The sequence below is a fragment of the Acinetobacter sp. 70_2 genome (assembly GCF_056736115.1).
This window is the reverse complement of sequence record NZ_JBWZIP010000015.1, coordinates 1,359,434-1,386,430: the sequence shown is the minus strand read 5'-3', so window position 1 is coordinate 1,386,430 and position 26,997 is coordinate 1,359,434. Positions and strand designations below refer to the sequence as shown.

31 protein-coding genes are annotated in these 26,997 nt (G+C 38.2%); 28 read left to right on the top strand and 3 right to left on the bottom strand.

The annotated features are described in order from the left end of the window. Positions 1–2: 2 nt before the first annotated feature. Positions 3–1,313 carry a peptidylprolyl isomerase gene (locus AC1PJ9_RS15620; RefSeq protein WP_263613580.1) on the bottom strand — a complete coding sequence of 437 codons (1,311 nt, stop codon included), beginning with the start codon at positions 1,311–1,313 and terminating at the stop codon, positions 3–5. After that, a complete protein-coding gene (locus AC1PJ9_RS15615) occupies positions 1,313–3,766 on the bottom strand; it encodes an LPS-assembly protein LptD (protein ID WP_263613581.1) in 2,454 nt (817 codons plus the stop codon). The genes AC1PJ9_RS15620 and AC1PJ9_RS15615 overlap by 1 nt, the downstream gene beginning before the upstream one ends. 120 nt (positions 3,767–3,886) lie before the next feature. Here AC1PJ9_RS15615 and AC1PJ9_RS15610 point away from each other — a divergent pair, with 120 nt between their 5' ends. From AC1PJ9_RS15610 to pyrF, 28 genes are all read left to right on the top strand, one after another. Then, positions 3,887–4,900: an aminoglycoside phosphotransferase family protein gene (locus AC1PJ9_RS15610; RefSeq protein ID WP_263613582.1), complete on the top strand. Its 1,014-nt coding sequence runs from the start codon at positions 3,887–3,889 to the stop codon at positions 4,898–4,900. Beyond that, the gene (gene murU / locus AC1PJ9_RS15605) at positions 4,900–5,589 is read left to right on the top strand and encodes an N-acetylmuramate alpha-1-phosphate uridylyltransferase MurU (RefSeq protein WP_311087773.1); all 690 of its coding nucleotides are present in this window, start codon (positions 4,900–4,902) and stop codon (positions 5,587–5,589) included. The genes AC1PJ9_RS15610 and murU overlap by 1 nt, the downstream gene beginning before the upstream one ends. An 87-nt stretch (positions 5,590–5,676) precedes the next feature. Next, the gene (gene rsmG, locus AC1PJ9_RS15600; RefSeq protein WP_032007248.1) at positions 5,677–6,309 is read left to right on the top strand and encodes a 16S rRNA (guanine(527)-N(7))-methyltransferase RsmG; all 633 of its coding nucleotides are present in this window, start codon (positions 5,677–5,679) and stop codon (positions 6,307–6,309) included. 21 nt (positions 6,310–6,330) lie between these two features. Further along, positions 6,331–7,113 (top strand): ParA family protein, encoded by a 783-nt coding sequence (locus tag AC1PJ9_RS15595; RefSeq protein WP_263613584.1) that lies wholly within the window; start codon positions 6,331–6,333, stop codon positions 7,111–7,113. Beyond that, positions 7,110–7,997, top strand: coding sequence for a ParB/RepB/Spo0J family partition protein (locus tag AC1PJ9_RS15590; RefSeq protein ID WP_263613585.1), 888 nt, complete (start codon positions 7,110–7,112; stop codon positions 7,995–7,997). The genes AC1PJ9_RS15595 and AC1PJ9_RS15590 overlap by 4 nt, the downstream gene beginning before the upstream one ends. Before the next feature lie 49 nt (positions 7,998–8,046). Further along, positions 8,047–8,682: a MotA/TolQ/ExbB proton channel family protein gene (locus tag AC1PJ9_RS15585; RefSeq protein WP_263613586.1), complete on the top strand. Its 636-nt coding sequence runs from the start codon at positions 8,047–8,049 to the stop codon at positions 8,680–8,682. A 16-nt stretch (positions 8,683–8,698) separates the two neighbouring features. Next, complete coding sequence (locus tag AC1PJ9_RS15580) at positions 8,699–9,127, top strand: ExbD/TolR family protein (RefSeq protein ID WP_000669682.1); 429 nt, start codon at positions 8,699–8,701, stop codon at positions 9,125–9,127. Continuing rightward, entirely contained in the window at positions 9,124–10,851 is a 1,728-nt protein-coding gene (msbA, locus tag AC1PJ9_RS15575; RefSeq protein ID WP_263613587.1) for a lipid A export permease/ATP-binding protein MsbA, read from the top strand. Before AC1PJ9_RS15580 ends, msbA begins: the two co-directional genes overlap by 4 nt. A gap of 2 nt (positions 10,852–10,853) precedes the next feature. After that, positions 10,854–11,864, top strand: a complete 1,011-nt coding sequence (gene lpxK / locus AC1PJ9_RS15570) for a tetraacyldisaccharide 4'-kinase (protein WP_311087772.1) — start codon at positions 10,854–10,856, stop codon at positions 11,862–11,864. A 9-nt stretch (positions 11,865–11,873) separates the two neighbouring features. Beyond that, positions 11,874–12,635, top strand: a complete 762-nt coding sequence (gene kdsB, locus AC1PJ9_RS15565) for a 3-deoxy-manno-octulosonate cytidylyltransferase (RefSeq protein WP_263613589.1) — start codon at positions 11,874–11,876, stop codon at positions 12,633–12,635. Between the two features lie 11 nt (positions 12,636–12,646). Next, entirely contained in the window at positions 12,647–13,627 is a 981-nt protein-coding gene (locus AC1PJ9_RS15560) for a DNA polymerase III subunit delta' (protein ID WP_311071337.1), read from the top strand. A gap of 12 nt (positions 13,628–13,639) precedes the next feature. Beyond that, complete coding sequence (locus AC1PJ9_RS15555) at positions 13,640–13,981, top strand: PilZ domain-containing protein (protein WP_001183024.1); 342 nt, start codon at positions 13,640–13,642, stop codon at positions 13,979–13,981. A gap of 17 nt (positions 13,982–13,998) precedes the next feature. Further along, entirely contained in the window at positions 13,999–14,772 is a 774-nt protein-coding gene (locus tag AC1PJ9_RS15550) for a TatD family hydrolase (RefSeq protein ID WP_311087771.1), read from the top strand. Positions 14,773–14,809: 37 nt separating this feature from the next. Continuing rightward, complete coding sequence (locus AC1PJ9_RS15545) at positions 14,810–15,418, top strand: TetR/AcrR family transcriptional regulator (protein ID WP_000375838.1); 609 nt, start codon at positions 14,810–14,812, stop codon at positions 15,416–15,418. Between the two features lie 9 nt (positions 15,419–15,427). Then, positions 15,428–15,979, top strand: a complete 552-nt coding sequence (locus AC1PJ9_RS15540; protein WP_263613592.1) for a type II secretion system protein — start codon at positions 15,428–15,430, stop codon at positions 15,977–15,979. After that, positions 15,969–16,349: a type II secretion system minor pseudopilin GspI gene (gene gspI, locus AC1PJ9_RS15535; RefSeq protein WP_019458993.1), complete on the top strand. Its 381-nt coding sequence runs from the start codon at positions 15,969–15,971 to the stop codon at positions 16,347–16,349. The genes AC1PJ9_RS15540 and gspI overlap by 11 nt, the downstream gene beginning before the upstream one ends. Next, on the top strand, positions 16,349–17,164 hold the full coding sequence (gene gspJ, locus AC1PJ9_RS15530) for a type II secretion system minor pseudopilin GspJ (protein WP_077168510.1): 816 nt from the start codon (positions 16,349–16,351) through the stop codon (positions 17,162–17,164). The genes gspI and gspJ overlap by 1 nt, the downstream gene beginning before the upstream one ends. Further along, positions 17,164–18,120, top strand: a complete 957-nt coding sequence (gspK, locus tag AC1PJ9_RS15525; RefSeq protein ID WP_311071329.1) for a type II secretion system minor pseudopilin GspK — start codon at positions 17,164–17,166, stop codon at positions 18,118–18,120. The genes gspJ and gspK overlap by 1 nt, the downstream gene beginning before the upstream one ends. A 229-nt stretch (positions 18,121–18,349) precedes the next feature. Further along, a complete protein-coding gene (locus tag AC1PJ9_RS15520; protein ID WP_263613594.1) occupies positions 18,350–18,946 on the top strand; it encodes a 6-pyruvoyl trahydropterin synthase family protein in 597 nt (198 codons plus the stop codon). Positions 18,947–18,995: 49 nt separating this feature from the next. Further along, positions 18,996–19,709, top strand: a complete 714-nt coding sequence (gene ung, locus AC1PJ9_RS15515) for a uracil-DNA glycosylase (RefSeq protein WP_311087770.1) — start codon at positions 18,996–18,998, stop codon at positions 19,707–19,709. Next, positions 19,706–20,830 (top strand): enoyl-CoA hydratase/isomerase family protein, encoded by a 1,125-nt coding sequence (locus AC1PJ9_RS15510; protein WP_151739649.1) that lies wholly within the window; start codon positions 19,706–19,708, stop codon positions 20,828–20,830. The genes ung and AC1PJ9_RS15510 overlap by 4 nt, the downstream gene beginning before the upstream one ends. Positions 20,831–20,841: 11 nt before the next feature. Beyond that, positions 20,842–21,345 (top strand): tRNA adenosine(34) deaminase TadA, encoded by a 504-nt coding sequence (tadA, locus tag AC1PJ9_RS15505; RefSeq protein ID WP_311071326.1) that lies wholly within the window; start codon positions 20,842–20,844, stop codon positions 21,343–21,345. A 69-nt stretch (positions 21,346–21,414) separates the two neighbouring features. Then, entirely contained in the window at positions 21,415–21,855 is a 441-nt protein-coding gene (locus tag AC1PJ9_RS15500; protein ID WP_311087769.1) for an SRPBCC family protein, read from the top strand. A 10-nt stretch (positions 21,856–21,865) separates the two neighbouring features. Further along, positions 21,866–22,552 carry a (d)CMP kinase gene (gene cmk, locus AC1PJ9_RS15495; RefSeq protein WP_284083715.1) on the top strand — a complete coding sequence of 229 codons (687 nt, stop codon included), beginning with the start codon at positions 21,866–21,868 and terminating at the stop codon, positions 22,550–22,552. Positions 22,553–22,656: 104 nt separating this feature from the next. Next, positions 22,657–24,330 (top strand): 30S ribosomal protein S1, encoded by a 1,674-nt coding sequence (gene rpsA / locus AC1PJ9_RS15490; protein ID WP_002050239.1) that lies wholly within the window; start codon positions 22,657–22,659, stop codon positions 24,328–24,330. A 156-nt stretch (positions 24,331–24,486) separates the two neighbouring features. After that, the gene (locus AC1PJ9_RS15485; protein WP_002050043.1) at positions 24,487–24,789 is read left to right on the top strand and encodes an integration host factor subunit beta; all 303 of its coding nucleotides are present in this window, start codon (positions 24,487–24,489) and stop codon (positions 24,787–24,789) included. A 24-nt stretch (positions 24,790–24,813) separates the two neighbouring features. Beyond that, positions 24,814–25,179 carry a lipopolysaccharide assembly protein LapA domain-containing protein gene (locus AC1PJ9_RS15480; RefSeq protein WP_263613598.1) on the top strand — a complete coding sequence of 122 codons (366 nt, stop codon included), beginning with the start codon at positions 24,814–24,816 and terminating at the stop codon, positions 25,177–25,179. 170 nt (positions 25,180–25,349) lie between these two features. Then, positions 25,350–26,048, top strand: a complete 699-nt coding sequence (gene pyrF / locus AC1PJ9_RS15475) for an orotidine-5'-phosphate decarboxylase (protein WP_263614967.1) — start codon at positions 25,350–25,352, stop codon at positions 26,046–26,048. Here pyrF and AC1PJ9_RS15470 read toward each other — a convergent pair. After that, on the bottom strand, positions 26,045–26,956 hold the full coding sequence (locus AC1PJ9_RS15470; protein WP_311087768.1) for a LysO family transporter: 912 nt from the start codon (positions 26,954–26,956) through the stop codon (positions 26,045–26,047). The genes pyrF and AC1PJ9_RS15470 overlap by 4 nt on opposite strands. Positions 26,957–26,997: the final 41 nt, after the last annotated feature.

Here is a 26,997-nt window from a genome sequence, read left to right as displayed (position 1 = left end):
ACTTACTTTTGTAGATTCTTTTTGTCGAGACTAGGGTCTTTAATCTCTACATATGCATTAGCACGTACTTCTCGTAACCAGCTATCAACTTCGGTATTGAATTGACGCTCACCTAAAATTTGACGTGCCATACGCTCTTGATATTCATGAGTCATATCTTTTTCGCGTTTATCTGTCACTTGTAGAATATGCCAGCCAAATTGAGTTTGGAAAGGCTCACTAATTTGACCTACAGGAATTTCCTGCATTTTTTTGTCAAACTCAGGAACCATCATGCCTGGTGTAACCCAACCTAAACTACCGCCATCACGTGCTGAACCTGTATCATTTGAATAGGTTGCAGCAAGCGTAGCGAAATCTTGTCCCGCCTTTAATCGCTTGTAAATGCTGTCAATAATTTGTTTCGCATTTTCAGGACTTACCACTTCAGATGGTTGAATAAGAATATGGCGAGTTTGATATTGCGGTACCAATGCTTTTTGTTCATTTTGCTTGCGTTCTAAGAGTTTTAGAACATGTACACCATCACGTACAGAGATTAAATCAGTTGTTTGACCATCTTGGAGTGGAGTAATACGAGCGGCAAGTTCTGCTGGAATATCAGAAAGAGGGCGGAATCCCATATCTGCACCTTCAACTTTTACAGTCGCAGTGGAAAGCTTTTTGAGAGCATTTAAATCATTGCTTTGAGCAAGCTTTGAGCGAACTTCTTTGGCTACATTCTGAACTTCTTGAGGGTTGTCTCCTGCGATTCGCATATGAATCACGTGAGCCTGATTACCTAGGGCAGCTTGTCCTTGTGGTGACTTTAAAAAATTGTCGACATCTTGGTCACTAATTTTAATACGAGACATCACTTGTTGCTGGCGTAGGCGATTAATTGCTAAATCTTCAGCAATACGGCCTCGTAAGTTTTCATATGTTCCTGGAGCAATTGCATCTAACTTTTGTTGAAATGCTTCTAGACTTTTACTGCCAGATTGACTTGCTACTTTTAGTACTGCCTCGTTTAGACTTTTCTCATCAGGTTTAATGCCATAACGTTTTACTTGTTCAAGTTGAGCTTGACGTAAGATGAGTTGATCTAAAACCTGAAATTGTAGGTATTGTTGAGGTGGTACGTCTTTTTTTTGTGCTTGCAATTCGTGAGCAGCTTCTGCCATTCCTTGTTCAAGGTCACTTTTCAAAATTACGCTATTGTCCACAATTGCCACAACTTCATCAGTGGGTTGGGCAAAACTATGCATTGATGAAGATATTAATACAGCAAGGGTTGTTGCTTTAAAAAACTGTTTAAGATGCTTTGCCTTCATTAACGTTGTGTCCAAGATTGATTAATTTTGTTAAAACCTAAAACGCGATTTTCAAGTATAGACGCGAGTTTATTGTTTAAACCACCTAAACCTTTAAGCGTAATTTCAGCCATAATCGCGCGTTTCTCGTTAACATTAGGAGATTTTGGATCATCTAGGTCGTTATAGTAAGAACGGCCATAGACTGAGATACCCCAGCAACATGATTCATAGTTAACACCTAATAACAGCTCACGAGCCACATCATTGTCCATGTCATATTGAACAAGACCCATAATACGCCAGTTGTCTTTGATTGGTTGTATAAAGGATGCAACAACTTGATCATAAGTTTCTTGACGACCAGGAATATTTTTGCGATAGAAGTAACCTAAGTTGTATAGGTTGCCTTTGTCACCTGTATAGTAAACTTGGAAGTCTCGCTGAGCGTTATCACCGTTTGACATCCATGCTGAATTTGCTCCAATAGTAAAGTTCTGGTTGAGTTGGCTTGTTAAGCTTACAACTGGTCCTGTATTGCGTTCAGTATCAAATGCATCGGGTTGATTTTGTAGAGTTACACGTCGATCTTCAAAATAATAGCTTTGGCCTACACTTGCACGTAAACGTTCTAAGCCCACCGTATCAAATAAACTATAACTTACACCCAATGATAAGAAATTGTTGTCTTCAAGGCGGTCATGTCCATAGAAGCGGTAAGGGTTAAATAATTGATCGTAATTAACCGATGCTGAAGTTGAGTCAAAGTTTGGATAACTGTTCTGATTTTTATAAGGAGCATAAGCGTAAAAAGCACGAGGTGTAATGGTTTGGAGATATTTACCATCGCGCTCAAATGTCAGACCTGTATCTAAAGTAAACTGGGGTACAACAACTGATTTGGATTCTGAACTAGCATCTAAGTCTTGTGAGGCAATACTGTCTTTGTCATAGAAAGTCTGAATAGAACGTACAGACACTTCAGGGATAACGAAAGCCGCTGGTGTACGATAGTTATAACGTGTTGCGAACTGGTTATAAATACGCGTACCACTACTTTCCTGAGCAGAACCATCATTAATTGATTTTTTGAAGTATGCCGTATCGTTATTAAATTCGTATTGTAAACCTTGTGGGTTACCTGTGACATAGTTTAATAAGAACTGTGGTAAACGGGCATAAGGTTTGTTTGCATCCAAAACTGAAGGGTCTAGTGTCTGGAAGTCCTCAACTTTAAGCTGAGCTTTTAAACCTGGAATGCCATGCTGGTAGTTCAGCTCCCAAGCTCTACGAAGATTTACATCAGTTTTAGAGTTCGGACTGCTGTCTAAGTCTGCAAAATAATCTTTATCAGATGCATAGTGATATTCAAGGTTGGTAGACCATTGATCATTAATATTCCAATTGTGGAGGAAATTAAAATCTTTACGGTCTTTATCGTTATATTCTTTATCAGATGGAAGAATACCGCCTGATATTACCCCTGCACCAAATCCATCCGTTAAATAGCGAAATTCACCTTTGAGCATAGCTCCACGTTCTGATAGATATCGTGGAGTAATCGTTGCATCATAATTAGGTGCAAGATTTAAATAAATTGGAACAGAAAGTTCACCGCCACCACCACTATTTGAGAAACCCGAGAAACCAAACTGAGGGTTAAGAATACCTGTAGTTCGACGGTCATCAATTGGGAAGTTAAAGTATGGGACTGCTATAACTGGAACATCTTTAACATAGATCTTTGCATTGCGAGTGACGCCTCGACCAGTTTCCTGATTCAGCTCAATTTTATTAGCCTGAATTTTCCAAGCAGGTTTTTGACCTGGTGGACAAGTGGTATAGCTTGCATCATTAAGAACCATTACATTTGGAGATGTTCTTTCGATTTTCCCTGCGTGACCATGCGCATGTTGTTGTTCAGAAATATAAAAACTATTATTTAAATCGCCCGTTTGAGTCTTTAAATTATAATTAATTTCATCACTTTGAGAGAGTAAGCCCCCTTGAGCTAACTGTACTCGGCCTTGGGCGTGGGCAAATGTTTGAGTTTTATCGATGGTGACTTTATCGGCACGAACAGTACGACCTTCTTGGTCTATTACTACGTTTCCTTCTAGCTCAGAATCACCAGCAGGGTTGTAATGACCGTAATCGGCAGTTACAACCGATGTAGCCTTATCTGCATCTAATGCTTTAGTTTCAGGGTTGATGGGTGTAATCCAAGTTCCTTGGCAAAATGCCGAACTCAAATATTTATTATTGCGCAACTGCGCCTCAGGTGCAGATTTATCAACATAATATTGTTGAAAGAATTCCTGCCCTGGATAGGCTTCTTTAATACTCGCCTTAAGTTGATTATTGTCTATGTTGGAGACAACACCAGCTGACTCAGCATAACTTGATTGTATGGAGCCACATAAGAGCGTAAAAATAGCGGTCGCTAAAGGATTAAATTTAAACTGATGCTTCATTGTCTCATTAACCAAGTATGCTAATTCACAATTAATTATTGTCGCATCATAGAGAAAAAGTTTATAAGTGGCTACACTTAACCCTTCAAAAATCTCAGCTTGTTTTAGATTTTATTGCAAATGAATACACAACGTGAACAATTGATACATACATGGCTTACATCTGTTCTTGAAAATGATCAATTTCAGATCGCTTATTTAGCAGGGGATGCCAGCTTTCGTCGTTATGCTCGCATCCAGTTACAAAATAAAACGTATATGCTTATGGATGCGCCTCCTGAAAAAGAAGACTGTGTTCCGTTTGTAACCATTGACGAATTTTTTGCGGGTCATGGGGTTCGAGTACCTCAGATTGTTGCAAAAGATTTAACACAAGGTTTTCTGTTGTTGGAAGACTTTGGTGATGTACTGTTGTCGACATTATTGAATGATGCAACAGTTGATCAATACTACGAACAAAGCTTTAAGCAGCTCACTCATTTGCAATCAATTAATGGTACTGATCATTTCCCAGTTTATTCTTATGAAAAGCTTGTGTCTGAAATGCAGCTGCTAACAGATTGGATGTTACCATCACTTGGAATTCATCCAACGGCTGAGCAGAAGAAAACTATTGATGATGCATTTGATTTCTTAGCTCATGCAGCATTGGCTCAGCCTCAAGTTATTGTGCATCGTGATTTTCATAGTCGTAATTTAATGAAAATTACCAATGAAGAGGAATTGGGAGTAATCGACTTCCAAGACGCAGTTATTGGTGCTGATACTTATGATTTAATCTCGATTACACGTGATGCATATGTGCAGTGGAACGCTGAGCGTGTTTATCAATGGTTCAAAGTTTTCTATGAGCTTTTACCAGTCTCTGCTAAACAAAACCGAACTTTTGAGCAATTTAAGCGTGATGCCGATTTAATGGCAATTCAACGCCATATCAAAATTTTGGGAATTTTTGTCCGTTTGTTTGAGCGAGATGGTAAGTCTGGATACTTAAAAGACTTGCCGCGAGTCATGTGGTATTTGCTTGAAGAGAGCCGCGGTTACACTGAACTTGACGAGTTTATGGTATTTATAAATAACATAGTAATGCCTAAATTTATCGAGAAATATGGTCCCTATGAGGTAGCAGCATAATGAAAGCAATGATTCTTGCTGCTGGCTTAGGCAATCGTATGCGTCCACTCACGCTATATACACCAAAGCCTCTGCTTGAGGTCGGCGGTAAACCACTTATTGTGTGGCATATTGAAAAACTTAAAAATATGGGTGTGACTGAAATCGTCATCAATTCTGCGTGGTTAGCAGACAAACTCATCAGTAGCTTGGGAGATGGCTCTCAATTTGGTGTGGACATTCGTTGGACACGAGAAGAAGAAGGGCTAGAAACAGCTGGCGGAATTATTAATGCTTTGCCACTGCTTGGAACAGATCCTTTTATTCTGGTGAATGGAGATGTATGGACCACAATGGATTTTGAAGCTCTACGCGATATTAAGCTAAATGATGATTTGGCTCATCTTGTGTTAGTTGATAATCCTAAACAACATCCTGACGGCGACTTTACATTATTGGATGGGCGCGCTTTTACATTCGATCAAGATGTGAAGGGTGAGAGCCTTACTTTTAGTGGTGTATCTGTTATCCATCCTAAGCTTTTTGATGGATTGGAACATGGTAAACGTCCTTTAGCTCCACTATTAAAGCAAGCGATGCAAAATCAAAAGGTATCTGCTGAAAAGCTTAAGGGTGCATGGGTAGATGTGGGGACGCCAGAGCGCCTAATGGAGCTAGATTTGCAAATTCGTGAAGGCTTCTACGATTAACTGCGTAATCGCTAATCGTTAAATAGTGTTCCACGATGCATAAATGGGTATACTTTGTTTTAAATTTTACTTAGATGTTATCTGTTTATGCATCCATTTTTTCAAGAGTTACAACAGGGTAGTCAAAAATTAGGTTTGTCGCTTAGCGATGAAGCTTTGACATTATTGTTGAAGTATCAAGATGCTTTGGTACTTTGGAACAAAGCTTATAATCTAACAGCGATTCGTGATCCGAAAGAAATGTTAGTGAAGCATTTGTTAGATAGCCTAAGTATTTTGAAAGATTTGCCAGCAGGCCGTTTACTTGATGTAGGTACAGGTGGCGGTATGCCAGGCATGATCATTGCATTATGTCAGCCAGAACGCTCATGCGTATTGCTTGATTCAAATGGTAAGAAAATTCGTTTTTTGAAACAGTTTATTGCTGACCTTAAGCTTAAAAACGTAGTAGCAGTGCAAACACGCGTTGAAAATCAAGATACAATTGATGAGCTTGGCCAATTTGATGTGATTACAAGTCGTGCATTTGCATCGTTAACTGATTTTGTTGATGCTGCGCGTCCATATTTGCATGAGCAGAGTATAATTGCTGCGATGAAAGGACTGATTCCAGTTGAAGAAATGGAAGAGCTTAAGCAGGAATTTTCATGTAAAGTGATTGAACTGCATGTACCAAGACTTGATGAACAACGTCATTTACTTTTACTTCAACGAATTTAAATAAAAAGTATTAGGGTTACCATGGCTCAAATTATTGCGATTGCAAACCAAAAGGGTGGTGTTGGTAAAACAACGACTGCAGTAAATCTTGCAGCATCACTTGCTGTATTGAAAAAACGTGTGTTACTTGTTGATATAGATTCACAAGGTAATGCCACGATGGGGTCTGGTATTCAAAAGAATGATCTACTTTACTCAATCACTGATGTTTTATTGGGTGAAGTGCCAATTGAAACTGCAATTCAAAAGGCAGAGGTTGGATATAAAGTTTTGGGTTCAAACCGTGAGCTTTCAGGTGTTGAACTGGCAATTGCCGAACAAGAAGGTCGTGAGTTTATTTTAAAGAATGCTCTGAACGAAGTTAGAAATTCTTTTGACTACATTATTGTTGACTGTGCACCTAGCTTAAGTTTAATTACGGTAAATGCCTTAGCTGCCGTAGATAGTGTAATCATTCCTATGCAATGTGAGTACTATGCATTAGAAGGTTTGGCTGATTTAACCCAAACTATCGATCGTATTCAAAAAGCATTAAATCCTGATTTAGAAATTATTGGTGTTTTACGTACGATGTACGACGCACGTAATGCTTTAACTCGCGATGTATCAGCTGAGTTAGAACAGTATTTTGGTAAAAAGCTTTATGACACCGTGATTCCTCGTAACGTTCGATTGGCTGAAGCGCCTGCACACGGTTTGCCAGTTATTTATTTTGAAAAGAGTTCAAAGGGTGCAGTTGCATACTTAAATCTTGCAGCTGAGATGTTAAAGAAAAGTAAAGTGAAGAAAGGAAGTAAAGTATGAGCATCAAAAAACGCGGATTGGCGAAAGGGCGTGGTTTAGATGCATTACTTGGTTCAATTCAAAAAGAAAAATTACAACTAGAAGCTCAAGCACTTGATCACGGGCAGTTAAAGCAAATTGATGTGAATTTGTTGAAACGAGGTGAATATCAGCCACGTCGTTTTATTCATGAGCATGATTTGCAAGAGTTGGCATCTTCTATTGAAAAACATGGGGTGATGCAACCAATCGTTATTCGTCCTGTAGATGATGAAGCTCATCCTTACGAAATTATTGCAGGTGAGCGTCGTTGGCGTGCAGCACAAATTGCTGGTTTAACTGAAATTCCAGCAATTGTTCGTGATTTAAATGACCAAGTCGCGATTGCTTTAGCGCTTATTGAGAATATCCAACGTCAAGATTTAAACCCAATTGATCAAGCCTTGGCATTGCAACGTTTTCATGATGAGTTTGGTTTAAGTCATCAGGAAATTGCCGATACTGTAGGTAAGGCGAGAACAACGGTCAGTAACTTGTTGCGTCTATTGAGTTTGGCTGATGACATTAAAGAATTTATGCAACAAGGTCAGCTTGATATGGGCCATGCTCGTGCGATCCTGACCTTAAAAGGTAAAGAGCAACTTGAAGTTGCCAACATTGTTATCGAAAAAGGATTATCTGTTCGTCAGACTGAGCAGTTGGTTCGTGATTGGAACGAACCTAAACAGGAAAAGGAAAAAACTCCTGTTGCACCAGATATCGAGCAATTGACACAGAAACTCTCTGAACGATTTGGTGCCAATGTTAAAATTGATCATAACCAGAAAGGTAAAGGTAAACTTGTTATTCATTATCATTCACTCGATGAGTTAGATGGTATTTTGAATATTTGTTTACCAGATTAATTCTAAGTTAGGTCATATATTTCTAATTTATATTCTTGGGGAAGAAAATATGTGGGAACTTGTGAAAGCGGGCGGCTGGTTAATGCTGCCTTTAATTTTGTGTTCAATTTTAACAGTCGCTATTAGTATTGAGCGTTTTATACGTTTAAGACGTTCACAAGTTTTGCCTAAAGCACTGATGAGTGATGGTAGTGCAGATATTTCTCATATCATCACGAATTTAGAGCAAGATACTGATGCCCCAAGCACAGCATTAGGAAATATTCTAAAAGCTGGTTTTGAGCATCAGGAGCATGGAGAGCAATTTGCTCGGGCTCAAATGGAAGCAATGGCTTCTCAAGAAATTTCTTATTTAGAAAAAAATATTAACTTCTTGGGAACTTTAAGTGCTATTGCACCTTTACTTGGGTTACTTGGAACGGTTGTAGGGATTATTGAGTCTTTTCTTGTGATTGATTTTGGTTCGGCAGGTAGCCCAAGCTTAATGATTCCTGGTATTTCAAAAGCCTTGATCACGACAGCGGTTGGAATGCTTATTGCAATTCCTGCTCTTATTTCATATCGCTATTTTCAAAGAGTGGTGCAAAATTACATTGCGGAGTTAGAACAGCAATCTACACTCTTCCATGCATCGTTGTTTTACAAACGTTCTTCAGTTACGCAAGAACATCGCCGTGTTGGTTGATGGGTAGGGAACAAATATGAAGTTTAAACGTTCTCAAGTTGAAGACATTCATATCAATCTAACGCCTATGATTGATTGTTTACTGTTCATTCTGGTGTTTTTATTGTTATCTACCACTTTTAATCAGCCAAGTCGCATCAATTTAACTTTACCAGATGCCCAAGGTGTCCCACCAAAACAGTACGATCATAAAATTGAAGTCGTGGTAGACTCTAGCGGTCATTACGCTGTCAACGGTCAGGCATTATCTAGCAAAGATGTGGCTGATTTGAGCACTGCAATTAAGCAAATTGCTCAAGAGCGCCGTGATTTTATGTTTATCATCGCTGCTGATGCAAAAGCGTCTCATCAGGATGTTATTCGTGTTATGGATGTAGCAGGACAACTCGGTTTTGTTAACATCAATATTAGTACCAAAGTTCCTTCTAGAGGTTTTTCTGAGTGAATCAAGATTTTAAGGTTTATTTGCGTCTCATATCTTATTTAAAACCTTATTGGGGCGTGGCCTTATTAGTTCTTATCGGATTCGGTATGAACTCAGCAACAGAGGTTTCTGTTGCTAAGCTCATTAAATTTATTATTGATGCAATTCAAAATGCGAGTAGAGCGGATCTGGATTGGTTCCCTTTATTAATCATTTTATTGGTATTTTTCCGTGGCCTAGGCCTATTTATGGGTGGCTACTATACTGCTGTTATCTCACGTAGTTTAGTTTTTAGCATTCGCCAAGAAGTTTATGCAAAACTTTTAAGACTACCAGCTCAATATTATCTCGATAACTCTTCGGGACATATCACAGCCAAAATTATGTATAACGTCGAGCAACTGACAGCTGCTTCATCGGAGTCATTAAAAACCATCGTTCGAGATGGCATGATTACGCTGGGATTGTTAGGTTATTTGTTTTATACAAATTGGCGCTTGACCCTTTGTATTATGGTGTTCTTACCTATTATTGGTGTTTTGGTGCGTAGAGCTTCAAAAAGAATGCGTAAACTTTCACTGCAAGTTCAGGACACTATGGGTGATGTTAACCATGTAGTGCAAGAAAGTATTAGTGGTAGTGCAGTTGTTAAAAGTTTCGCTGGTGAAGAGTCAGAACAAGAGCGTTTTTATAAGTCATCTGAAGAGAACTTAAAACGCGGCTTAAAAATGGTGATTGTGCAAAACCTAAATAGCCCAGTTGTTCAAGTGGTCATGGCTTGTGCAATGGCTCTTATTGTATGGTTAGCCTTAAGACCACAAATTTTAGGTAATACAAGTGCGGGTGAGTTTGTTGCATATATTACGGCAGCTGGTCTTCTTTCTAAACCTGTTAAAAACTTAACTGATATTAATGAGAAGTTGCAGCGTGGTTTAGCGGCAGCACATTCAGTTTTTGAATTATTAGATTTACCTGAAGAAGAAAATAGTGGTCAGCTTAAACCTCAGTTGCAAGGTGCAATTCGTTTTGACCATGTTGTACTTAACTATGCTGATGGCACTCAGGCGATTAAGGACTTTTCTTTAGATATTCGCCCAGGTGAAACTGTTGCATTGGTAGGGCGCTCTGGTGCTGGTAAAACCTCTTTAGTGAACATGTTGGTACGTTTCCAAGAAGTCTCAAGTGGTCAAATTTATTTAGATGACTTGCCAATACGTGATATTGAGCTTTCAAGTTTACGTACACAAATTGCGATGGTAAATCAGCAAGTTGTTTTGTTTAACCGAACTGTACGTGAAAATATTGCTTATGGTCAGCTACACGATGCGAGCGATGAAGAAGTTATCGCAGCGGCAAAGGCTGCTTATGCCCATGACTTTATTATGAATTTACCAAATGGTTATGATACTGTCCTAGGTGCTCAAGGGCTAAATCTGTCGGGTGGCCAACGTCAACGTATAGCAATCGCTCGTGCAATTTTGAAAAATGCGCCTATTCTCGTTTTAGATGAAGCTACAAGTGCGCTTGATAACGAATCTGAACATTTTATTCAGCAAGCATTTGATGAGGCGATGCAAGACCGTACAACGATTGTGATTGCTCATCGTTTATCTACAATTGAAAATGCAGACCGTATTGTCGTATTAGATCGTGGACAAATTGTTGAACAAGGTACTCATCAAGAATTACTTGCTAAGCATGGTGCTTATTATCAATTACATCAGCGTAATTTTGAGGACAACTAAGCATGTCTTTAGCCCAGCTGATACAAAATGCATGGAATAAGCAATCAAATTGGTTGGTTGTTTTGCGTCCATTATCATGTTTGTATCGTGCTGGGTTTTTATTGAATCGTCATTTTTATAATTCAGGTTTTAAAAAGGTCTATGACGCGCCTGTACCGGTTATGGTGATTGGAAATATTACAGTGGGTGGTAGTGGCAAAACCCCATTATTAATAGAGCTGGTTAATTACTTAAAACAACATAACGTAAAAGTAGGTGTAATTAGTCGGGGCTATGGTGGAGTTGGTCCTTTTCCTATGTTGGTAACATCAGCCAGTCAGGCAGCTGAAGCAGGAGATGAACCTGCTTTGATTGTACAGTCAACTGGCGTACCTATGGCAGTAGGACCCAATAGACAAGCGGCAATCGAATTATTATTAGCATCGATGAAACTAGATTTAATTATTAGTGATGATGGATTGCAACATTGGGCATTAGGTCGTCAAATAGAATGGATCGTGCTTGATCAAAATCGTGGCCTTGGAAATAGAAAGTTATTACCAGAAGGCTATTTGCGTGAACCTGCTGAACGTTTAAAAACGGGTACAGTAATCGAACATGCATTTGCCCCATCAACAGCAATGCATATGCATCTGGATGCTGGACAACCTTACTTATTGAATCCTTCTTCAGCAACTGAATTATCATTCGATACTCAAAATAATTACCATGCAGTAGTTGGTATTGGTTTTCCTCAGCGCTTTTACCAAACACTTAAAGGTTTAGGTGTAAACCAATTTCAAGAGCATGCTTTTCGTGATCATCATGATTATGTTATTGATGACCTTTTATTTAATGATGACCAACCTATCATTACGACTGAAAAAGATGCGGTTAAGTTGTTGCCTTTACTTGAAAAGCATCCAGAATTTAAACGGCCTATTTGGGTCGTACCTGTTAAAGCTGTTTTGTCTGAAGAGTGCTATCAGGTTTTAAATCAGCAATTGCAAAAGCTTGATATTCAAATATCTTAGGAAGAAAAAATGAAACACATCGTTATTCCAGCACGCTTCTCAAGTTCGCGTTTGCCAGGTAAGCCATTGTTACTTATTCATGACCGACCTATGATTTTACGCGTAGTAGATCAGGCAAAGAAAGTTGAAGGTTTCGATGATCTGTGTGTAGCAACCGATGATGAACGTATTGCTGAAATATGCCGTGCAGAGGGTGTTGATGTTGTTTTAACAAGTGCTGACCATCCATCGGGAACTGACCGTTTGAGTGAAGTTGCTTGTATTAAGGGGTGGGATGCGGATGACATTATTGTAAATGTACAAGGTGATGAGCCTTTACTGCCAGCTCAACTTGTTCAGCAGGTTGCGAAGCTTCTAGTTGAAAAACCAAATTGCTCAATGTCTACATTATGTGAGCCTATTCATGCTTTAGATGAGTTTCAGCGTGATAGCATTGTGAAAGTGGTTATGTCTAATCAAAATGAAGCTTTGTACTTTAGTCGTGCAACTATTCCTTATGATCGAGATGGTGCTAAACAAGCTGAACCAACTTTACATACCCAAGCATTTCGTCATTTAGGTTTATATGCTTATCGTGTGAACTTGTTACAAGAATATGTTACATGGGATATGGGTAAACTTGAAAAGCTAGAGAGTCTTGAGCAATTACGTGTTTTAGAAAACGGGCATCGTATTGCTATTGCTGTAGCAGAAGCGAATTTACCGCCAGGTGTTGACACCCAAGCAGATCTTGACCGTCTAAATAATATGCCTGTTGAGTCTTTTGAGTAAGTGTTAATTTAATGAATCAGAATGTGACTTCTAAGGTTTATCCGTGGCAACAGACAATGTGGGAAACGTTAACAACACGTTTTCCTAATATTGGGCATGGCTTATTATTTTATGGTAAACAAGGTTGTGGTAAGCATGCTTTTGCCAAGCATTTTTTAGCATGGGTACTTTGTTTAAATAAGCAGCCTCAGGGGGCTTGTGGAGAATGTAGTAGCTGTCAATGGTTAAAATCAGACACGCACCCGAACTATGTTCATATCACGACTGATGAAGAAAATAAAAAACAGAATGCAAAAATTAAAATAGAAAAAATTCGAGATTTATTGCCATTTGTACAGCAAACTGGTGAAGGATGGCGTGTTATTGTCATTGAACCAGCTGAAGCTTTAAATCTTGCATCATCAAATGCACTGTTAAAAACTTTAGAAGAACCCGGTGAGCGCGTTGTTTTAATTTTGTTGGCTGATCACTATTTGAAATTACCAGCTACCATTCGAAGTCGCTTACAGCATTTTGCTTTAGACCGTATTTCATATAAGCAGGCAACATCTTATCTAAATGAGCATTTGGCTGAAATCGCGGCAGTACCACCTGAATTATTGTTAGGTCTTTCTAATGATATGCCTTTGCAAGCAGTCGAAATTGCTACTAGTGATTGGTTTGCGAAAAGACAAACATTTTTAGAAGACTGGACTAAGGTAGTTAACCAAAAAAATATGCCTTTATTTTATTCAGCTAAGTGGCAGAAAGAGCTCAACTTTAGCGATTTTATGATGCTTCTTGAATACTTGTTAGGGGATTTAATTTGTGTCAAGCTGAACCAACCACAGAAAAATATTGATTTACAATTTGATCAATTGGCACAAAACTATAATTTAGAAAGCTTATTCAGTCTTTATGAGGAATTACAGCAATCTAAAAGGTTGGTTGAACAAAATGTACAAACACAACTCATCACAGATCAACTTTTTATAAAATTAATGAACGTTTAAGGGGAAACTATAATGCAACCACAAATGGGTGGAATTATTCAGGTCAATATTCCTGATAGAGCAACCTTACAAGCAAGCTATATGGGGTATGTGCAAGGTGGGGGCTTATTTGTGCCATCGAAGCAAAAAGTGAAGATGGGCCAAGAAATTTTTATTTTAGCTACGTTACCAGAACAATCACAAAAAATTCCTTTAACTGGTAAAGTAGTGTGGATTTCACATAAGCAAAGTGGATTTAAACCGCAAGGTTTCGCAATTCAATTGAGTGGTGATAAAGGAATTTACTATAAAGCTGAAGCTGAGCGGATTTTAGCTGGTAGTATGTCTTTAGATCGTCCAAGTTATACCATGTAAGCAGATAGGAAAGTACAGTGTTTGTTGATACCCATTGCCATTTAACAATGTTAGATTTAACGCCTTATAACGGTGATTTAGATCTTGCACTTGCTGCTGCACGAGCAGAAGGTGTCTCTAAGTTTATGGCAATTTCAGTTGACCTTGATGATCATGTTGCTTTAGCTGAAATCGCAAAGCGTCATGAAGATGTTGGGTATACGGTGGGTGTGCATCCTTGTGAGGATGTAGATACTATGGCTCGAGCAACGACTGAGTATTTGACTGAGTTAGCTCAATCAGAAAAAGTGTGGGCTTTAGGCGAAACAGGTTTAGATTATTACCACAGTACTGACTTTATTAATGAGCAAAAGGCTTGTTTTGCTCGGCATATTCAAGCCTCTAAAAATGTCAAAAAGCCAGTAGTTGTTCATACACGTTCAGCAAAACATGATACGGTGGATATTATTCGAGCTGAACAATCTTCGCATGGTATTTTGCATTGTTTTACTGAAGACTGGGAAACAGCAAAAGCCGTATTGGACTGTGGTTACTATATTTCCTTTTCAGGGATTGTTTCATTTAAAAATGCTCAAGATTTACGTGATGTTGCCAAGCAAGTACCTTTAGATCGACTCTTAATTGAAACAGATAGTCCTTATTTGGCTCCAGTGCCATATCGTGGTAAAACAAATGAACCAAAATACGTACCCTATGTAGCGAAAGCACTTAGTGATGTATATGATAAATCGATTGAGGAAATTGCAAGAATCACCTCGCAAAATTTCGAAAATTTACTCAAAGCGATTTAACTTATAGAAACTATATAAAGAGAGTAATTGCGTGAAGATGGACCGTCAAGCTCAGTTCCGAGCAAGAGAAGCATTAATATTTCAAGTTGCGGAACAGTTGTTGTTAGAAAATGGCGAAGCCGGAATGACACTTGATGTGCTGGCTGCTGAGCTTGATTTGGCAAAAGGCACCTTGTACAAACATTTTCAAAGCAAAGATGAATTGTACATGCTGTTAATTATTCGTAATGAGCGCATGTTACTTGAAATGGTCCAAGACACTGAAAAGGCTTTTCCAGAACATTTGGCTTTCTTTATGTTGCACCATTTGCACCATCCGGAACGAACAGTATTGTTTCATCAAATTGAAGAAAAGCTTTCGATTACTGCTCAAGGTGTACACCATCTTTTTAATGAACTCTATCAAGTGAGAAAGCAGCGCCTACGTATTATTATTCGTATGACTGATCATTATTTAGAGTCAATCCAGAGTCATATGACTACACGAGATTACTTAGCTTCAATCTGGTCGCTCACTCATGGGGCTGCTGCAATTCTGAATTCAAGTTTTTACCAACGTTATTTGGGTTCAAGAGATACTTTAAGAGTAGCTTATATTGATCAGGCATTGGCCTTACCGAAACAAGCAGTTGAGCAATATGCTTAATAGGTCGATATGAAATCGAAATCATTTCAATCACAAAAAGGCTTTACTCTTATAGAAGTGATGGTGGTCATTGTGATTATGACAATTATGACCTCACTTGTTGTCTTGAATATCGGTGGTATAGACCAAAAGAAGGCAATGCAGGCAAGAGAGTTATTTCTACTTGATTTGCAAAAAATTAATAAAGAATCACTAGATCAATCACGTGTATTAGCTTTAGAAACTCATGGTGAGACAGATGTCTCACCATTTTCTTATGAATTATATGAATATCACGATCAAAGTACCTTGCAAGTACAAGATATAAAAAACCAATGGCAGAAATACACTGAATTTAAAACACGGCAACTTCCTACGCATGTGTCTTTTTCTGTAGAACCCTTGGATGGCCAGAATTATTCTAAGGCTAAAAATACCGATTTAGTGGGGGAAAAAACACCTCAACTCATCTGGTTTGGTAATGGTGAAGCCAAGACCGTTAAAATACAATTTTATCTAGAACAAAAACCGATTGGTTCAGAAATACAAATAGATCACTTGGGTAAAATAAATGAAATCTAAAGGCTTTACCCTCTTAGAAGTTATGGTTGCTTTGGCAATCTTTGCTGTAGCAGCTGTCGCTTTAACTAAAGTGGCTATGCAGTACACTCAGTCTACCTCTAATGCGATTTTACGAACCAAAGCTCAATTTGTGGCAATGAATGAAATTGCTATGATGGAGATTAATCAAGAGTGGTTGCAGGGTACTCAAAGTAAGCAAGTAACCTCTCAAGGTGAGACTTGGCAGATTGATAAATCAGCTGAATCGACTGTTAGCCCTAATGTTCAAAAAATTGATGTACAAATTAGCTTATATGATCCGGATAAGGGAAAAGTACAAAACGGTATTACTCATATGGTCTTTTTTAATTATCCAGTGAAAGCAAAATAATGATAAAAAATAAATATTTTCACTATCGTAGCACAGCTGCGCATCTTGCGGCACGATCAGGAGTTGTGTCGACTGGCTATTCAGAGCATAGCTCTTCGTTTTGCGCTCAGACAAAGTGTAGCTTTAAAGACCCTCACACTCGAAACATGGTTTCTCGTCTTGCGGCGCGATCGAGCAGTGTTCGATTAACTCGCGCCTCAGGATTTACGTTGGTTGAGTTGTTGGTTGCTATAGCTATCTTTGCGGTTTTATCTTTATTAGGGTGGAAAATTTTCGATTATCTACTCAAGGTTCGTGATCGCAACGCTGTACATGAAGTACATTTATTTGAGTTACAAGACGCTTATCAACAAATCCTTCGTGATACTTTGCAAATTATTCCTCTATCGGCAAATCAGGGTGGACAACTTCATCCAGCTTTAGAAATCGATAATCAAATTTTGCGTTTTAGCAAAGCAGGGGTAACTGATCCTTTAAAACAAGGGCTCTCACCGTTTGAACGAATTGAGTATCGTTATGATGCGGAACAAAAAAAACTATATCGTCTTAAATATACCAATTTAAATACTTCGAATAGGGAGCAGCCTTTATCGAGTACCTTGTTAAGTCAAGTTGATCAATACCAAATTATGGTTTTGACTCCGCAAGAGGTAACAAAATGGCCCGAGGTTAATATTGATCCAACAAAGCCTAACGAGTTAAAAAAATTACCGAAAGGAATAAAAATCCAACTTACAGTAGCGGGAGTAAGTTATGAATGGATCTATAGCTTAAATCAAGGCAACTTGGCCCTTTCTCAGCAAGGTGGTTCATAATGGCTACTTATAAACACCAACGGGGTGTTGCTTTACTGACAATACTCATTATGGTCGCCTTAGCTACAATTTTAGCTGCTTCAATTGCTAAGCATCAAAATAATACTATGGAAAATACGGCTTACTTAATGCGTCAAAATCAGTCTCTACTCTATGCGAAAAGTGCAGAAGCATTTTTCTCGGAATTATTAATTCAAGATGCAAATAATGCAGGTGGAGTGGATCATTTAAAGGAGACATGGGCTCAACCTATGCCGCCGTTTCCAGTAGAAGATGGTTCTGTCTCTGGGCGTTTACTTGATGAATCGGGTAAATTTAATTTAAATAATTTGACCAACGGGGAAGGTGCCGTAAATGAAGACGCTAAAAGTTGGTTCGAGCGTTTGCTCGTAAGAGTGGGTTTACCTGCTGAGTTAAGTCAAGCTGTGATTGATTGGCAAGATCCAAATGATGAACCGGCTGGACCAATGGGAGCAGAAAGTAGTTATTATCAAGGTTTAGATCCAAGCTATATGGCTTCAAATGCTAAATTTCATCGTATTGAAGAGTTAAAACTAGTTAGAGGCTTTGATGGGAAAAAATATGATCTGATCGCCCCATATATTTCTGCTTTACCAGAAAATACAAAGTTAAATATTAATACTGCTTCACCATTGGTTTTAGCAAGTATTGATGAAAAATTAGATGTTGGGGCGATCGAAAAAGAATTGCAGGTACGACAGCAAAATTTGAAGTTCTTCCAAAATGTTGATGAATTATGGCAATTGAGTGCTTTTTCAGCGGTTGATAGCCAAAAGAAAAAGCAGGCAAGTGGTCTTATTGATGTTAAATCCAACTTCTTTCAAGCTCAAATTGAAGTTGTTCTAAATAATAGGAAGCGTCAGTTTACTAGTGCTTTAATGCGAAAAGATAAGCAAGTATATGTCTATTCAAGAAGTTTGGCTCCATTTAACTAAATAAATTTATTGATATTTTTTTTGAGTCTGTAATACTTGAAACTTATTAATAAAAGGGATGGGGTCATATTTCTGTATAGACAGTATTTAAAGTAAAAATCAATATCTTCAAAATTCCTTCACATCTCTTATCATACTTTTTGCTAATTGTTTCTATTTGAAAAGTGGTGCGAAGTTTTTATCTTTTGCTTTATAATAATGTTCTTAGAAGGAATGATCGATTTGGCACATGTTAATTCGTAAGTTATTTAAGTTTGAAAATGCACATATAGTACGTAACTGTACATCGGATCGTTGTAAGCGATCGATTCATGGGCATAGTTATAAAGTCGAGTTATTACTTAAAGCTTCGAAATTAGATCATGGACAAATGGTATATGATTTTGGACTATTAAAAGGTGTCATTAAGGACCTTTTTGATAGTTTTGATCATGCGATTTGTTTCTGGGAAAAAGATGATCCGCAATATATCGATGCTTGTAAAACTTTTAGTGCACGTTGGATTTCTTTACCGGTGTCGCCATCAGCCGAGCAATTTTCTCGTATCTTCTTCTATCTAGCTCAGCAAGTATTAAAATCAACCGTCACCCAAAACGGGGAAGGCGATGTTGAAGTTTATTCAGTGATTGTTCATGAAACCGATACGGGGTATGCCCAAAGTTTCCTTGAAGATATTCAAAATGAACAAATGGGGTTATTAAACCTTGAAGGAATTGTTTTTTCAGAACAAGTTCAATCTGAATGGACTGATCCACAAATGTATGAAAATTTAAAACAAGGGATTAAGTTTCAGAATCCACATGTTAACTTACAAGTAGAAGTGTAAGTTAACTTACTTTTGTTTTAGAAATGAAAATTGATCTAGGATGACATTAATGCAATTAACTGAGCAACAGCAAAACAAACTCAGTAAAGTTCAATTAGAAGAAAGCTGGAAAAGATCATTAACTCCATTTTTGCTGAGTCCTTATATGGATAGTTTGCGAGACTTTCTGTTTCAGCAGAAGCAGGCTCAAAAAACAATATATCCACCAAGTAAACAAATTTTTAGTGCTTTAAATATTACGCCGTTAGACCATGTGAAAGTCGTTATTTTAGGTCAAGATCCATATCATGGACCTAATCAGGCAAATGGCTTAAGTTTCTCTGTGCAAAGAGGTGTTGCATTACCTCCATCTTTGCGTAATATTTTTCATGAGTTAAATACAGATTTAGGTGTACCAGTTTCACGCCATGGTGATTTAACCAAATGGGCCGAGCAAGGTGTACTTTTATTAAACAGTGTACTTACTGTAGAAGCAGGACAGCCCACATCACATCAAAAACAAGGTTGGGAAGAGTTTACTGACGCAGTAATTGATGTTTTAAATGAACAACGCGAACACATAGTTTTTATTTTATGGGGTGCTTATGCACAACGTAAAGGACAACGTATAAATAGAGAAAAACACTTAGTTTTAACTGCTGCACATCCATCACCACTTGCGGCTAATCGTGGTGGTTTCTTTGGATGTAAAGTGTTTTCAAAAACAAATCAATATTTGAAACAACATGGCATTGAGCCCATAGACTGGCAATTGGACGCATGATGAACTCTCCCAATGTAAATAGCTATCATCCGGATTTGGTAGTTGAAGAAGCGAAAAATGGTTGGCGTATCGTACGTTTGAATCGACCTAAATCATTACATGCTTTAGATGAATCAATCGTAACGGCTTTATTACGAGTATTTGAAGACTTCCGTGATGATGAGCGAGTAAAAGCAATTTGGTTGGATTCGACAACACCAAAAGCTTTTTGTGCAGGCGGAGATGTACGCAAATTACGTCAGCTGGTCATTAATCAAGAAGTAGAAGCAGCAAATAAGTTTTTCCAGCAAGAATATGCTTTGGATTTACTTTTGCATAACTATGCTAAACCTGTTGTTGTATGGGGCGAAGGTTATGTAATGGGTGGTGGGTTAGGCTTGTTCATGGCAGCACCATTCCGTTTGGTTACGCCATACTCGCGTTTAGCAATGCCTGAAATTAACATTGGTCTGTATCCGGATGTTGGAGCCAGCCGTTTCCTTGCTGACCGTGGTCAAATTGGTTTATTTACTGGTTTGACAGGTTCTATTATGACGGCTGCTGGGGCATATAGTATTGGTTGGGCGACACATATTTGTGAAGCACAACGTGATAATGTTCTGCAAAAAGTACTCAATATTAATTGGGCTCACTATCCTGCAGGTGATTTCCGTGCGATTGATGATACTTTAAATAGTTTGCATCGTCCTGTGGCAGCTGGACCTTTGCAAAATTCATTAGATGTTATTCATAGCGTTTGTCGTGGTTCAAGTTTTGAACAAGACTATCAAGCCATCGTAAGCTTACGCGATGCAAGCAGTGATTGGTTGCGTCAAGCCAGTGAAAACTTACAAAAGGGTTCACCGAGCACAGCGGCTATTACTTGGTTGTTATGGCAATGGGGTAAACAAGTACATTCTTGGGACGAAGTTTTTGATCTAGAAGCGCAAATCTCTGAATGGAAAATTCGTCACCCTGATTTTGTGGAAGGTGTACGTGCTCGCTTAGTTGATAAAGATTTATCACCAGAATGGAAAGCTTGTGAAGACCTTACATTAAGAGGTATTTTGGCTGATGATCCGCCAATAACGACTATTGATAGTTGGAATGCTTTACTTAGACAATATGGTGTAGTTTCATAATAAATAAATAAATGTCTAAATTTAGTGATGAGTACTGGATGCAGCTTGCTTACGAGCAAGCTGAATTGGCAGCCAAGCAGGGGGAAATTCCTGTTGGGGCTGTAATCGTAAGTCAAAATAAATTAATTGGAGCAGGGTTTAATGCTCCAATTGGTTTGTCTGATCCTACTGCCCATGCGGAAATTCAAGCTATTCGTTCGGCTTGTGAGTCATTGAAAAATTATCGTTTACCCGAAGATGCGACTTTGTATGTTACGCTTGAGCCATGCACGATGTGCGTAGGGGCTTTAGTACATGCAAGGATTAAACACGTTGTATTTGGTACAACAGAGCCTAAAGCTGGTTCACTCGTGAGTACACGTCAATTATTAGAACATGGTTATTACAACCATAAATTTACTTTTGAGCATGGATGTTTACATGAAAAATGTGCTCAACAGTTAAGTCTTTTTTTTAAGCAAAGACGTGAACAAAAGAAACAAGAGAAGCAACAAAAAACGTCCTTAAATGATTAAAAAATGTCATAGGGTTATGGCAAACTAGCGCCGTTTCATTGACATGATTTATTTAAATAAGGAACTTTCATGCGTAATGTAATTACTGTACAAAAAGAATTTAATGCTCCTCTTAGTGATGTATTTAACCTGCTTTCTAAACATGCAACTTACAACAAGGCATTTGCTCCACTACAAGTTGTACGTGTGAAAGACTCGGCAGATCCTGAAAGACTAGATGGAGTGGGATCTGTTCGTCGTATGGGGTTTGGTGCGATTAAACCGCTTAAAGAAGAAATCACTCATCTCGAAGAAAACAAGCGTATTGAATATAAATTGATTGATAATCCTTTAGTTAAACACCATTTAGGTCGTATCGAGTTTTCTGAAATTACCCCTTATATTACTTTGGTTACTTATCGTATCGAATTAACGGCAAAAGCCCCCGTTGTAAGTAAATTAATTCTTGCACAGCTAAAACTAGCGATTACACTAGGCTTTTCGAGATTAGCTAAAGCATTTGCTTCTTAGTGAGAGTTCAATGACAGTTCAAATTATTACTATTGATGGTCCGAGTGGTTCGGGTAAAGGAACATTAGCGGCAAAACTTGCTGCATATTATCAATTTCATTTACTTGACTCTGGCGCCTTGTATCGTTTGTTAGGGTTGTCATTACATAAACATGATTTATTGGAAAAATTAGATAGCCATTTAGATGAGTGTGTGAACTATGCTCGTCAGCTTAATATCAAGTTTGAAACTTCAGCAGAGGGAACATTGGTTTTCCTTGATGGAGAAGATGTATCGCAAACCATTCGCACAGAGCGAGTTGGTGAATATGCATCTAAAGTTGCTGCAATCCCTGAGCTAAGACAAGCACTCTTTGATCGTCAAAGAGCATTTGCACAAACTCCAGGTTTAGTTGCAGATGGCCGAGATATGGCAACATCAATTTTCCCGGAAGCCAATGCAAAAATTTACCTAACAGCTTCGGCTGAGTCTCGTGCTGAGCGAAGAGTAAAACAGTTGCAGGGCATGGGGCTAGATGCTAAAATAAACGACATTTTAGCTAATATACAAGCGCGTGACAAAAGAGATATGGAGCGAGAAGTTGCTCCTCTCAAGCCAGCCGCAGATGCTTATATTATTGATAGTTCGGAATTAACGATCGATCAAGTATTTAAGTTAATGGTTGATTATGTCAATAGCCGTACTGTTAGCAACTAAGATTATCAGTTGACGCATAGCTTGATCAGTCTATAAAGACTATGTTGATACTTAACTAAACCGGCCTTGTCTGATCCAAGACCGCTGAATTTATCAGGTATATCATGACCGAATCTTTTGCAGCCCTCTTTGAAGAAAGTGAATTAAACCTCAACGTTGAAAAGGGTGCAGTCATCCAAGGTGTTGTTGTAAACATCGATAGCGACTGGGTTACTGTTGACACTGGCCTTAAATCAGAAGGCATTGTTGATCGTGCTGAATTTTTAAATGAACAACGTGAACTTGAAGTTCAGGTTGGCGATACTGTTGACGTAGTTGTTGAAGCTCTTGACAACGGTATGGGTCAAACAGTTTTATCACGTGAAAAAGCTAAACGTGCTGAAACTTGGACTAAACTTGAAAAAATCTTTGAAGATGGCGAAATCGTTACTGGTGTTATCTCTGGTAAAGTTAAAGGCGGTTTCACTGTTGACATCGGTCCTGTTCGTGCGTTCTTACCAGGTTCATTAGTTGACACTCGTCCTATCCGTGACACTACTCACCTTGAAGGTAAAGAGTTAGAGTTTAAAGTAATCAAACTTGATGCTAAACGTAACAACGTTGTTGTATCTCGTCGTGCTGTTATGGAAGCTGAATCTTCTGCTGACCGTGAAGCATTACTTGCTCAACTTGAAGAAGGTCAAACAGTTACAGGTACTATCAAGAACCTTACTGATTACGGTGCATTCGTTGATCTTGGCGGTATTGATGGTCTTCTTCATATCACAGATATGGCTTGGAAGCGTATCAAGCACCCTTCAGAAGTTGTTGAAGTTGGTCAAGAAGTTACTGTTAAAGTACTTAAATTTGACCGTGAGCGTAACCGCGTATCCTTAGGCCTTAAACAATTAGGCGAAGATCCATGGTTAGCGATCATGAGCCGTTACCCTAAAGGTTCTATCGTTAAAGCACGTGTTACTAACTTAACTGACTACGGTTGTTTCGCTGAAATCGCTGAAGGTGTTGAAGGTTTAGTTCACGTTTCTGAAATGGACCACACTAACAAAAACATCCACCCATCTAAAGTTGTTCAGATCGGTGACGAAGTTGATGTTATGGTTCTTGAAGTTGACGAAGAACGTCGTCGTATCAGCCTTGGTATCAAACAAACTCGTGCTAACCCATGGGAAGAGTTTGCTAAGTCTCATGAGAAAGGCGAAAAAGTTTCAGGTACAATCAAGTCTATCACTGACTTCGGTATCTTCATTGGTTTAAATGGCGGTATCGACGGTCTAGTTCACTTGTCTGATATTTCTTGGAACGAACAAGGCGAAGAAGCTATCCGTCGTTACAAGAAAGGTGACACTGTTGAAGCAGTTATCTTGTCTGTAGACGCTGAAGGTAACCGTATCAGCCTTGGTATCAAGCAATTGAACAGCGATCCGTTCAATGATTTCTTAGCTGCTAACGAACGTGGTGCTTTAGTTAAAGGTACTGTGACTGCAGTTGATGCTCGTGGCGCAACTGTTAAGTTAGCTGACGAAGTAGAAGCTACTCTTAAAGCTTCTGAAATCAACCGTGACCGCGTTGAAGATGCGACTAAATTCTTAGAAGTTGGTCAAGAAGTTGAAGCGAAAATCATCAACGTTGATCGTAAATCTCGCTCTATCAACTTGTCTATCAAAGCGAAAGACGAAGCTGAAGAGAAAGAAGCAGTTGCTAACTTACGTACAGCATCAGCTTCTCAAGAAAATGGTCCTAAGACTATTGGTGACTTGATCAAAGCACAAATGAAGTAATAAGGTAACAAAGTACAGTTTCATGTAACGAAATTGTACTTTTTATACAAATTACTGTAAACGGTAGCGTAGTATTCAACATACTGCGCTACCGTTTTGTATTTAAACAGGTTATTATCAAACGACTTAGAGTAGTAATAAATAACGAGGTCGTAGATGACTACTGAAGCTCTTAATAAGTCTGATTTGATTGAACGCATTGCGCTAAAAAATCCACACTTGGCTGAACCATTAGTGGAAGAAGCGGTTAAAATCATGATTGATCAAATGATCGAAGCTCTTTCGACTGACAATCGTATTGAAATCCGTGGTTTTGGTAGCTTTGCTTTACACCACCGTGAACCTAGAGTTGGTCGCAACCCAAAAACAGGTAAGTCAGTAGATGTTGCAGCTAAGGCTGTTCCACATTTTAAACCAGGTAAAGCACTCCGTGATGCAGTGAATGAATCTGGAAAATAAATAAAACTCATAAGTGGGGTGCCTATGCGTTATATTCTAATTGCATTACTCATTATTGTATTTGGCTATTCTTTAGCACTTGTTTTGCAGAACCCAACAGAACTTCCTGTTGATTTATTATTTACTCAAGTTCCTGCAATGCGTTTAGGTTTATTATTGCTGCTTACCTTGGCGCTTGGAATTGTAGTTGGACTTTTATTGGGTGTACAAGTTTTCCGCGTTTTTCAAAAAGGTTGGGAAATTAAGCGCCTTAGAAAAGATATTGATCATTTGAGAAAAGAACAAATTCAAAGTGCTCAATTGGCAGCAGCAGAAGCAGCTGCAAATGTAAGACATGAAAAAACTGTGGTAGATATTTATCCCCAAGATAAAAACTCTACTCCGTTATAATTATTCTTGGTACTACTCTTTATCTAGGTATAAAGAGTAGTATTTTGCTTCCTATATTTCCTCATTATCTATCAAATTTAAAATCAATATTTTCTTATTCAAAAACTTGTCTCAATAGATTTCTTTATTAGTAGCTGACTTGTCTATTATAATAGCCCTGATTTTATATGATGGAAGAAAGTCTCTTGAGTATCATTGTTGCGTTGGATGCTAAAAGCCAATATGACGCTTTAAAAATTGTTGAACAACTTGATCCTACGTTATGTCGCGTAAAAGTAGGTAAAGAGCTTTTTACTCATGAAGGCCCATCTGTTGTAAAAAAACTTCAAGAAGAGAATTTCGAAGTTTTCCTAGATTTAAAATTCCATGATATTCCTAATACAACTGCTCAAGCTGTATGTGCTGCGGCAGATTTGGGTGTATGGATGGTGAACGTACATGCATCAGGTGGTCGTAAAATGATGGAGACCTGTGTAGAGCGTTTAAAGGCGGGTAATTATCAAACTCAGTTAATTGCAGTAACAGTTTTAACTTCAATGGGTCGTGAAGACTTAAAAGATATTGGGTTAGATATTGAACCTGTAGAGCAAGTTAAAAGATTAGCTAAACTGACTAAAGATAGTGGTTTAGATGGTGTAGTTTGTTCTGCTCAAGAAGCTAAAATTCTCCGTGAATTAATTGGGCAAGATTTCTCTTTAGTTACTCCTGGAATACGTCCAGAGGGTAGCAATGCCGATGACCAAAAACGTATTGTAACTCCAAAACAAGCAATGCTTGATGGTTCTACTCATTTAGTTATTGGTCGCCCGATTACTAAAGCAGAAGACCCAACTCAAATGTTGAAATCAATTCTTGCTTCAATTGCTTAAACGTTTAAAAACACAGTAATTAAAAGTGGAGCGAGCAGGCTTAGAAGTAAGCCACTCATCATGGCATGTGGTACATAATGTGTGCCACATGACTGTTTCACCATAGCTAATGTTACATCCATTGAAGTGGCGCCAGCGCTTGAAATTGCTGGACGTGGAAAACGCCATCCCATTGTGTACATCAGCAATATTGCCACTATTTCTCTAAATAGGTCTGTGAGTAAAGCAATCCCACCTAACTCAGCTGAATGTAATTGTGTAAATAAAATACCTGACATTGAATACCAACCATAGCCTTGGGCTAAAGCCAGCATTTCATTAAGTGTAAAGTGATTGCCTAGTAAGAAATAGTTGAGAAAACCAGCTATACATGAACCTATAAAGGCAGCTAAAGGTACAATAAGAATTTTCCAGCTTAACCATGTACGGTTGAAATGAGTAAAGGCAAGTTCGATTCCGATTAAAAAAATAAAAAGTAATAGTAAATACCAGCTATTAAATGGAATATGGACATTTAACCGAGTAAAAAGAACACCTAAAATTACGCCGACAATTAAAGCTAGAAATGCCTTGGCAATATTTTTTAGAGCATTTATAAAAAGCTGAAGTGAAATTTTTCCTTTAACACTTTCTTTATCAAATATTGTATAGGCAATTAAACAAGTAAAAAAAGAACCGAGAGAGGTGGTAAGTGCAATTAATAGAGCAGGTGGGAGTATAGTAGAAGGATTCTCAATTTGATCAAGTGCAAGTGTTAATTCTAAAGCGACACTTGCTAATAAAATATAAGAGAAATAAGGCAGAATTTTAAAAATAAACTGTCGAATATTTAATGAAACTTTAGGACCTAGAAAATAGCCAAATGCTAATACAAGAAAAATTTGAATAATGAGGCTAACAGATTGCATATAATAATAGATAGATTGTTATCAACCCATCTATTATGTAT

Coding starts and splice junctions, on each gene's coding strand:
- AC1PJ9_RS15620 (WP_263613580.1), bottom strand. CDS start 1,313: ATGAAGGCAAAGCATCTTAAACAGTTTTTTAAAGCAACAACCCTTGCT.
- AC1PJ9_RS15615 (WP_263613581.1), bottom strand. CDS start 3,766: ATGAAGCATCAGTTTAAATTTAATCCTTTAGCGACCGCTATTTTTACG.
- AC1PJ9_RS15610 (WP_263613582.1), top strand. CDS start 3,887: ATGAATACACAACGTGAACAATTGATACATACATGGCTTACATCTGTT.
- murU (WP_311087773.1), top strand. CDS start 4,900: ATGAAAGCAATGATTCTTGCTGCTGGCTTAGGCAATCGTATGCGTCCA.
- rsmG (WP_032007248.1), top strand. CDS start 5,677: ATGCATCCATTTTTTCAAGAGTTACAACAGGGTAGTCAAAAATTAGGT.
- AC1PJ9_RS15595 (WP_263613584.1), top strand. CDS start 6,331: ATGGCTCAAATTATTGCGATTGCAAACCAAAAGGGTGGTGTTGGTAAA.
- AC1PJ9_RS15590 (WP_263613585.1), top strand. CDS start 7,110: ATGAGCATCAAAAAACGCGGATTGGCGAAAGGGCGTGGTTTAGATGCA.
- AC1PJ9_RS15585 (WP_263613586.1), top strand. CDS start 8,047: ATGTGGGAACTTGTGAAAGCGGGCGGCTGGTTAATGCTGCCTTTAATT.
- AC1PJ9_RS15580 (WP_000669682.1), top strand. CDS start 8,699: ATGAAGTTTAAACGTTCTCAAGTTGAAGACATTCATATCAATCTAACG.
- lpxK (WP_311087772.1), top strand. CDS start 10,854: ATGTCTTTAGCCCAGCTGATACAAAATGCATGGAATAAGCAATCAAAT.
- kdsB (WP_263613589.1), top strand. CDS start 11,874: ATGAAACACATCGTTATTCCAGCACGCTTCTCAAGTTCGCGTTTGCCA.
- AC1PJ9_RS15560 (WP_311071337.1), top strand. CDS start 12,647: ATGAATCAGAATGTGACTTCTAAGGTTTATCCGTGGCAACAGACAATG.
- AC1PJ9_RS15555 (WP_001183024.1), top strand. CDS start 13,640: ATGCAACCACAAATGGGTGGAATTATTCAGGTCAATATTCCTGATAGA.
- AC1PJ9_RS15545 (WP_000375838.1), top strand. CDS start 14,810: ATGGACCGTCAAGCTCAGTTCCGAGCAAGAGAAGCATTAATATTTCAA.
- AC1PJ9_RS15540 (WP_263613592.1), top strand. CDS start 15,428: ATGAAATCGAAATCATTTCAATCACAAAAAGGCTTTACTCTTATAGAA.
- gspI (WP_019458993.1), top strand. CDS start 15,969: ATGAAATCTAAAGGCTTTACCCTCTTAGAAGTTATGGTTGCTTTGGCA.
- gspJ (WP_077168510.1), top strand. CDS start 16,349: ATGATAAAAAATAAATATTTTCACTATCGTAGCACAGCTGCGCATCTT.
- gspK (WP_311071329.1), top strand. CDS start 17,164: ATGGCTACTTATAAACACCAACGGGGTGTTGCTTTACTGACAATACTC.
- AC1PJ9_RS15520 (WP_263613594.1), top strand. CDS start 18,350: ATGTTAATTCGTAAGTTATTTAAGTTTGAAAATGCACATATAGTACGT.
- ung (WP_311087770.1), top strand. CDS start 18,996: ATGCAATTAACTGAGCAACAGCAAAACAAACTCAGTAAAGTTCAATTA.
- AC1PJ9_RS15510 (WP_151739649.1), top strand. CDS start 19,706: ATGATGAACTCTCCCAATGTAAATAGCTATCATCCGGATTTGGTAGTT.
- tadA (WP_311071326.1), top strand. CDS start 20,842: ATGTCTAAATTTAGTGATGAGTACTGGATGCAGCTTGCTTACGAGCAA.
- AC1PJ9_RS15500 (WP_311087769.1), top strand. CDS start 21,415: ATGCGTAATGTAATTACTGTACAAAAAGAATTTAATGCTCCTCTTAGT.
- cmk (WP_284083715.1), top strand. CDS start 21,866: ATGACAGTTCAAATTATTACTATTGATGGTCCGAGTGGTTCGGGTAAA.
- rpsA (WP_002050239.1), top strand. CDS start 22,657: ATGACCGAATCTTTTGCAGCCCTCTTTGAAGAAAGTGAATTAAACCTC.
- AC1PJ9_RS15485 (WP_002050043.1), top strand. CDS start 24,487: ATGACTACTGAAGCTCTTAATAAGTCTGATTTGATTGAACGCATTGCG.
- AC1PJ9_RS15480 (WP_263613598.1), top strand. CDS start 24,814: ATGCGTTATATTCTAATTGCATTACTCATTATTGTATTTGGCTATTCT.
- pyrF (WP_263614967.1), top strand. CDS start 25,350: ATGGAAGAAAGTCTCTTGAGTATCATTGTTGCGTTGGATGCTAAAAGC.
- AC1PJ9_RS15470 (WP_311087768.1), bottom strand. CDS start 26,956: ATGCAATCTGTTAGCCTCATTATTCAAATTTTTCTTGTATTAGCATTT.